The organism is Nocardia cyriacigeorgica (assembly GCF_010858045.1).
Classification (GTDB): domain Bacteria; phylum Actinomycetota; class Actinomycetes; order Mycobacteriales; family Mycobacteriaceae; genus Nocardia; species Nocardia cyriacigeorgica_E.
The window spans coordinates 99,546-106,941 of record NZ_JAAGVC010000017.1; the positions used below are offsets into that span (position 1 = coordinate 99,546).

Sequence of the window (7,396 nt, forward strand, 5' to 3'; positions counted from 1 at the left end):
GGAGAAACACATGAGCACCAACAGCATTGCCGATTACGTCGTCGTCGGTACCGGGTCCTCGGGAGCGGTGGTCGCCGCGCGGCTCAGCGAACGCTCGTCCGACTCGGTGATCGCCCTGGAGGCGGGCCCCGAGGACAAGAATCAGGCCGTCCACATTCCGGCCGCGTTCTCCAAGCTGTTCCAGACCGATCTGGACTGGAACTATCTCACCACCCCGCAGCCCGAACTCGGCGGCCGGCAGATCTTCTGGCCGCGCGGCAAGATGCTCGGCGGATCGTCGTCGATGAACGCCATGATGTGGGTGCGCGGATTCGCCGCCGACTACGACGAATGGGCTCGAGCAGCGGGGGAGGGCTGGTCGTTCGCCAACGTCGTCGGGTATTTCGAGCGCATCGAATCGGTCGAAGGTGCGGCGGAACCCCACGAGGGCCGGGATGGGCCGCTGCACATCTCGCACCAGCGCAGCCCGAGCCGCTGGACCGCCGACTTCCTCGCCGCGGCCGAGCACGCCGGTTTCAAAACCGAGCGGGCCAACCTGCCGCAGCCGGAAGGCTTCACCAGGACCATGGTGTGCCAGCAGCGCGGTGCCCGCTGGAGCACCGCCGACGCCTACCTGAAACCGGCGCGTAGACGGCCGAACCTGACCGTGATCACCGGCGCGCAGGCGACGCGGGTGCTGTTCGAGGGCAACCGCGCCGTCGGCATCGAATACCGCCAGGGTGGCGGCACCCGTACCGTGCGAGCCCGTAAGGAAGTGGTGCTGTGCGGCGGTGCGATCAACAGCCCGCAGCTGCTGCAACTGTCCGGCATCGGCGATGCCGAACAGCTTCGCGCGCAGGGTATCCCGGTAGTGCACGACCTTCCCGAGGTGGGCCGCAATCTCACCGACCACCTGATCTCGCTGATCGGTGTCGCCGTCGAGTCCGGCACCCTGTTCGCCGCGGAGAAGCCGCTCGAGCTGATCAACTACCTGGTCCGGCGGCGCGGCATGCTCACCTCCAATGTGGGCGAGGCGTACGGGTTCGTGCGCAGCACGCCCGAAGTGGAGCTGCCCGATCTGGAGATCATCTTCGGCCCGGCCCCGTTCTACGACGAAGGCATCGGGGTGGCGCCAGGGCACGGCATCGCGATCGGTCCGATCCTGCTCCGGCCGCGCAGCCGGGGCACCGTGACGCTGGCTTCCGGTGATCCGATGGCCAAAGCGGTCGTGGACCCGAAGTACCTGTCCGACAGCGACGGCGCCGACCGCGCCGCACTCATGGCCGGACTGCGCACCGCGCACCGCATCATCACCTCCGCGCCGCTCGGCTCCAAGATCGGCCGCTTCCTGCAGCCCAAACGCGAGCAGGCGAGCATCGAGCAGACCCTCGAAGACGCCCTCACCTGGCACTCACACACCCTCTACCACCCGACGAGCACCTGCCGCATGGGCACCGACGCGGCCAGTGTCGTCACGCCCGAGCTGAAGGTTCGCGGCGTCGAGGGGCTACGGGTGGCCGACGCCTCGGTGATGCCGACCATCATCCGCGGCCACACCCACGCGCCGGCCGTGGTCATCGCTGAAAAGGCGGCCGACCTCATCAAGGCCGCCGGCCACTGAGCTGTGCGGGCGAACGCTGTACCCCGACTGGGTGCGGCGTTCCCCCGCCATGGCCGGTAGCCCGATCAGTCCGCGCGCTCATCGCCGGGTACCGAGGTGGTGTGGGTCCGCGGCCGTTCGGAGCGTTTACCCACCATGGTCACCCGCCCGGCTTTCACATCCGCGCGCAGCTCTTTTCCCAGCCCGACGCACATCGCCACCAGGATCAAGACGAACGGTGATGCGACAACGATGGCGCCCCATTGCAGGGCGTCGAGCCCACCCACCACCAGCAGCGTCAACGCGACCGCGCCGACCAGCAGCCCCCAGGCGATCACCAGCCATTTCTTCGGCTCGTCGGCGCCCTTCGAAGAGAATGTGCCGAGCACGATCGCACCCGCGTCCGCGCCGCTGACGAAGAACACTCCGGCCAGAATGATCACCGCGATACTGGTGACGGTGGACAGCGGAAATGCCGCGAGCACTTCGAAGAATGCCGCCTGAGCGCTCTCCGAGGCGACGGCGGCGATATCGCGTTCTCCGCTCAATTGCAGATCCAGGGCCGCGCCGCCGAGGATCGAGAACCAGACGATGGTCGCGAGGCTCGGCGCGATCAGCACGCCGAAGACGTACTCGCGGATCGTGCGACCTCGGGAGATCTTCGCCAGGAAACTACCGACGTAGGGCGCCCAGGAGATTCCCCAAGCCCAGAAGAAGACGGTCCAGTCCTGCATCCACTGTCCGTCGGCGAAGGCGCCGGTCTCGAATGACATCGGCAGGAAGTTGAAGATGTAGCCGCCCATCGCCTGCGACAGCAGATTGAAGATGAACGAAAACGGTCCGAGCACAAGGATGAACAGCCCGAGCGCGATGGCGAGCAGCGTGTTGAAGTCGGCGAGCCGTTTGATGCCCTTGTCCACACCCGCCACCGCCGAGAAGATGAACGCCGCGGTGAGCAATCCGACCACGATGATCAGCACCAGCGTTGAGCTTTCGATATCGGAGATGAATCCGAGTCCGGCGATGATCTGCAGCGTGCCGAGCCCGAGGGTCACCGCATTGCCGACCATCGTGGTGACGATGACCCAGGTGTCGATGCCGCGGCCGGCCAACCCGTCGGAAGCCTTGCCCATCAATGGCTTCAAGGTGGCGCTGACCAGCGACGGACGCCCCCTGACGATCGTCGCGTAGGCGAATGCGAGGCCCGCGACACCGAAGAACGCCCACGGATGCAGCGCCCAATGGAAGATCGAATACTGCATGGCGACCACGGCGGCCGAATCGGTCCGCGGCTGTGGCCCGCCGGGCGGCGGCTCCGCCCACAATGTCACCGGCTCGTACGCGCCGTAGAAGATCAAGCCGATACCGACGCCGAGGGCGAACATCATCGCGATCCACGAGAACGTCGAATACGCGGGCTCGTCGCCGGGCACGCCGAGTTTCACCCGCCCGTACTTGCTGAATGCGAGATAGAGAATGAAGAAGACGAACCCGGCCGTCGACAGCACGAACACCCAGCCGAATTGCCGGGCGATGAACGCGTAGATGTGTTCGCCTGCCACCCGCATCTCGTCCGAGAACGTCACGCCGACGATCAGGAACAGGATGGTGAGTGCGGCGGCGGTGATCGTGACCGGTGCGTCGATCCCTGCGCGCCGGTGTTTGTGTCCTTGCCCTCGTGAATCTTTCATTGATTCCCCACATCAGCCGAGGTGAGTTGCGTTGGGCGTTCGGGTCGGTGTCGCTCGAGGATTACCGTGGCAGCGGGCCGCGGATACGCCGCTGTCGATTGTGCACAGATCGTCGGTCCGGACCGAAGGATCCGGCATTTCGGCCGCGGTGAATCCGTAGGGTGCGGTGAGCTCGAGTATCCGGCCTTCCCGGCGGAGCGCGGCCAATTCGTCGTTGTAGGCCGCACGCAGCGAGCCGTCGGTTTTCCGGAATCCCGCGGCGCCGCAACCGAGGCGCGGCTTCCCGTCCACCACGGCGGTGAACGGTGGTGACAACTCGACCTCGCGCGCCCATTCCGCCGGGCCGCCGTCGGGGGAGGGCTCGGACTGTTCGGCGCGTTCGAGCATGGCGCGTAAGGAAATGCCGGTCAGCGCAAAGGCGTCGACCTGCGCTTGCGCGACCCGTGCGAGCCCCTCGTCCTGGCCGCCGACCACGGTGATCTTCTCGTCTCGCACGCCTGCCGCTCGCGCATACCCCTCTTCGGCCGCGCCGGCCAGTACCGCGACGGTCGCGCCGGTGCCGGCGATCGAAGCGAAATCGGTGAGCCGCATCGGATTACCTCGCCGCACCAGCAACGCCGACTGCGCGCAGTAGATCGGCTCACTGAAGGCGATCTGTTCGCAGCGGGCCTTGTTGACGAACATGCCCGCCGATATCACGTCGAAGGCGCCCGAATTCACCCCGCCGATCAAACTGCGGAACGGCACCAGCACGCCGTCGAGCCGGTCGACGCCGAGCCGCTCGAACACCGCGCGATCGACCGCCGGAATCGCACCGACGACGCCGTTGTCGTCGTAGGCGTACGGCCGCTCGCCGGAATACCCGACCGTGACCACCCCCGCGTCTCTGATCTTCTCCAGCGTGTCCCCGAGCCCGACCGCATCACATCCGGCGATCAGTCCCTGCACCGTGAGCAGACCGCCTCCCGCCGCAGTGACCTGCAAGAATCGTCGCCTAGACCAGGTTCGCGTCATAGCTGCGCCATCCCTCCGCCGACAACGTTGTCCGCCTCATGATCCACCCGTGGCGGCGGCTCGTGCGGGAGTTCGCGGCTAACTCACCGCGCGGCCTCGATCACCGCCGCGAGCCCACCCTGGATCATGAGGGCGCTGCGGTCGGTGACCTCCGCGCCGTTGACGTAAACGGTGGGCGTGCCGCTGACGCCGGAGGCGAGCACCCGGGTGGTTTTCGTCCGCAGATAACTGTCGTACTGCCGGTTGGTAATGCATTCGGCTACAGCGGAATCGGTGTATCCGGCCGATTCGGCGATATCGATCAGGTCGCTGTCGGGCAGTCCCGCACCGCCCTCGGTGGGCTGCTTGGCATACATTTCCGAGAGCCAGCTCTGGTAATTGTCCAGGCCGCTGCTGGCGACACAGAACGAGGCGTTTCCGGCGCGAGAGGAGTATTCGGTCTCACTCATCGTGTCCAGGAAGGTGATGACGCTGTACTCGACGGCGGCGGTGCCCTCGCGCACGGCCTCCTCCAGCACCGAGCCGTTGGCCTCCTCGAAGGCCTTGCAGGCGGGGCATTGCAGGTCCATGACGACCCGGACGGTCACCTTCGCGTCCTCGTCGCCGACCCGCACGGCACCGTCGGCCAGCACGTTCTTCGGTGTGGAGCCGTCGGCCATCGCGGTCGCTGTGCCGGTGACCTCGGTCGTCACCGCACCCCGCGCCAGCAACCCGATGCCGACCGCGGCGGCGACCAGCACCAGCACCAGAAAAGGCATGAGCACGACCAGAAGCCGACGATTCTGCTGCGGCTGTTGCGGCTGCTGCCACCCGCCCGGATAGGTGTTCACTTGCCATGCTCCCCGCTCGCCCGGACATTCCCGGGTCAGCCTAACGGTCGGCCCGGTGCCCGGCGCGAAAGCCGCGAGTCCACCGGTCACTTCCCGGTCGACCGCGGAACTCGCGCGGTGTCGGTTTCGTCCAAGACAACGCTGCCGGCCCGTTCCTAGGCTTGGCGTCGAGCACAAGCCGAGGCACACATTCAGGAGGAATTGATGGCACGCGAACTCGTCTACACGGGCTTCATGTCGCTGGACGGCGTCGTGGATTCGCCGGGCGGCACGGCGGAGGGGCACCGCAGCGGCGGCTGGGTCATGCAGACCGAATTCGTCCCGGAGGCCTACTCGCTCAAGGCCGAAGAACTCGCCGATACCGCGGCCCTGATGTTCGGCCGCCGCAGCTACGAGGCCTTCGCCCCGATCTGGCGCGACTCCGAAGACCATGCCGCCTATCGGGACCTGCCGAAGTATGTCGTGTCCGCCAGCCTGACCGAGGACGCCCTGATCGACGGCTGGGGGCCGATCACGATCCTGCGGTCCGAGGACGAGGTCGCGAAGCTGAAGCAGACCGACGGTGGCGGCATCTTCATCCACGGCAGCGCCGAGCTGGCCCTCCGTCTCGCCGAAGCCGAACTCATCGATCGGTACAACCTGCTGGTGTTCCCGGTGCTGCTCGGCGCGGGCAAACACCTGTTCCCGCGCTCGGATCGGGACAAGCAGCAGCTGCGGCTGCGGGATTCGGCCGGCTACGCCAACGGGGTGACCAAGCTGATCTACGACGTGGTGCGCTGAGTGGGATCGAGGGCGATCGCGCCACCGGCCTTGGCGCGCAGCTGCCCGGCGGTGCGCCCGACATAGCGGCGCAGCGCACGCGCCAGATGCGGTTCGTCGTAATAGTCGAGCTTGGCGACGACATCGCCCGGCGCTTCGCCCGTCATCAGCAGGAACGCGGCCGTGCGGGCCCGCTCGATCTGCCGGACCGCGCCGTGGGTGAGTCCGGTCGCGGCCCGGAACCGGCGCTCCAGCGTCCGCTCGCTGACCTCGGGCGGTGCACCCCGCAAGGTGGCCGCGACGAGCGGATCGCGCACCACGGCGCCCTCCTGCACGAGCCGTTCGACGAGCGCTTCGGCGTCATCGGGGCCCGGTATCTCCCGATGCGCACCGTCGAGCCAGAACGTCCGGCCGCTCACATCGGGCAGCGCGATCCCGCCGTCGAGCAGCGTCGATGTCGCCACGGTGCGCAGCGACGTCCCGACCGCGAACTGAATACCGGTGAAGACCGCACCCTCGGGCACCGGCGCCGTCCCGGTACGCGTCTCCGGCCCCGTCACCGCCGCGAATCGCTGCCCAGCCTGCTCCCAGAACACCAGGCCCCAGGTCTCGCTCGCGACGGACGTCATCGTCGACACCTGCTCGGCACGGCACGTCCAGATGGATTCGACCCACGGCGAATCGGAGGCGCGCGTTTCGAAGAGCAGTCCCACAAGGGAATACTAGGTCGGCCGGCACGTGCCGCAGGCCTGCTCCGCGCCGAGGCTCCGGGCTGACTGTGGCGGGACACCGGTGTCCGCTGGGCTCGCCGAACCCGGAGTCGGTGTCTCGTATCGCCGGGTTCGGATCGCCTTCCCCTGCCGTCCCGCGATGGTCCGGACGGTGAGTGCGCACGCCGCGAATCCTGCGCCGAGCAGGCAGCAGCCCGCCCAGCCATACGCGGTGAACACTGCCGTGGTCGCGGCAGCGCCGAGGGCGGAGCCGAGGGAGTAGAACACCATGTAGGCGCCGATGACGCTGCTGACGCGGTCCGGGTACGCGGCGGTGAGCACATGCTGATTGCTCACGTGGACCGCCTGCACCGCGAAATCGAGTATCACCACGCCGACCGCGAGCAGCCACAGCGAGTGCGGGAGTTGCGCGATGGCCGCCCACGAGAGAATCAGCAGGGCGAGCGCGGCGCCGGTCACCGACTTCGCCCGGCCCGCATCCGCCCACCGGCCCGCGCGTGCCGCTCCGAGCGCACCCACCAGCCCGGCCACGCCGAACAGTCCGATCCGGCTTTCGCTCAACTGCCACGGTGCGTCCGCCAGCGCCACGGCATATCCGCTCCACAGGGTGCCGAACGAGGCGAACAAGAAGAATCCGATCAGCCCGTGTGCCAGGAAGTTTCGCTGGGTGAACAGCCTGCTGAGTGCGACGACGGCTCGGCGGTAGGCCGTGGGCGTCGGCCGCTCGGGCGACGGTGGGGCTTGGCGTGAGAGGGGTGCGTGGTGCGGCGGGGCTGGGTGGCGTTCATCGGC

General features: G+C 67.7%; 7 protein-coding genes. 2 read left to right on the plus strand and 5 right to left on the minus strand.

Translation table 11 applies throughout. The annotated features are described in order from the left end of the window. Positions 1-10 precede the first annotated feature (10 nt). Complete coding sequence (locus GV790_RS16870; protein ID WP_163814292.1) at positions 11-1,600, plus strand: GMC family oxidoreductase; 1,590 nt, start codon at positions 11-13, stop codon at positions 1,598-1,600. 65 nt (positions 1,601-1,665) lie between these two features. Here GV790_RS16870 and GV790_RS16875 read toward each other — a convergent pair whose 3' ends face one another. The 3 genes from GV790_RS16875 to GV790_RS16885 form a co-directional block, all read right to left on the minus strand. Then, positions 1,666-3,270, minus strand: coding sequence for a BCCT family transporter (locus GV790_RS16875; RefSeq protein ID WP_163814293.1), 1,605 nt, complete (start codon positions 3,268-3,270; stop codon positions 1,666-1,668). A 12-nt stretch (positions 3,271-3,282) separates the two neighbouring features. After that, complete coding sequence (locus GV790_RS16880; RefSeq protein WP_163814294.1) at positions 3,283-4,254, minus strand: transporter substrate-binding domain-containing protein; 972 nt, start codon at positions 4,252-4,254, stop codon at positions 3,283-3,285. 113 nt (positions 4,255-4,367) lie between these two features. Then, positions 4,368-5,042, minus strand: a complete 675-nt coding sequence (locus GV790_RS16885) for a DsbA family protein (protein WP_163814295.1) — start codon at positions 5,040-5,042, stop codon at positions 4,368-4,370. Between the two features lie 276 nt (positions 5,043-5,318). Between GV790_RS16885 and GV790_RS16890 the strand changes: the two genes are divergently transcribed. Further along, a complete protein-coding gene (locus GV790_RS16890) occupies positions 5,319-5,894 on the plus strand; it encodes a dihydrofolate reductase family protein (protein ID WP_163814296.1) in 576 nt (191 codons plus the stop codon). Here the strand turns inward: GV790_RS16890 and GV790_RS16895 are convergent. Together GV790_RS16895 and GV790_RS16900 are read right to left on the minus strand one after the other, a co-directional pair. Then, positions 5,876-6,502 (minus strand): helix-turn-helix domain-containing protein, encoded by a 627-nt coding sequence (locus GV790_RS16895; RefSeq protein WP_218586428.1) that lies wholly within the window; start codon positions 6,500-6,502, stop codon positions 5,876-5,878. The two genes, GV790_RS16890 and GV790_RS16895, sit on opposite strands and share 19 nt — an antisense overlap. Before the next feature lie 93 nt (positions 6,503-6,595). After that, a partial coding sequence (locus tag GV790_RS16900) for an MFS transporter (RefSeq protein ID WP_163814298.1) occupies positions 6,596-7,396 on the minus strand: 801 nt, incomplete at its 5' end.

Bases quoted from the DNA above. Each gene is read 5' to 3' on its own strand.
- GV790_RS16890 (WP_163814296.1), top strand. From the start codon at position 5,319: ATGGCACGCGAACTCGTCTACACGGGCTTCATGTCGCTGGACGGCGTC.
- GV790_RS16885 (WP_163814295.1), bottom strand. From the start codon at position 5,042: ATGCCTTTTCTGGTGCTGGTGCTGGTCGCCGCCGCGGTCGGCATCGGG.
- GV790_RS16875 (WP_163814293.1), bottom strand. From the start codon at position 3,270: ATGAAAGATTCACGAGGGCAAGGACACAAACACCGGCGCGCAGGGATC.
- GV790_RS16870 (WP_163814292.1), top strand. From the start codon at position 11: ATGAGCACCAACAGCATTGCCGATTACGTCGTCGTCGGTACCGGGTCC.
- GV790_RS16895 (WP_218586428.1), bottom strand. From the start codon at position 6,502: ATGACGTCCGTCGCGAGCGAGACCTGGGGCCTGGTGTTCTGGGAGCAG.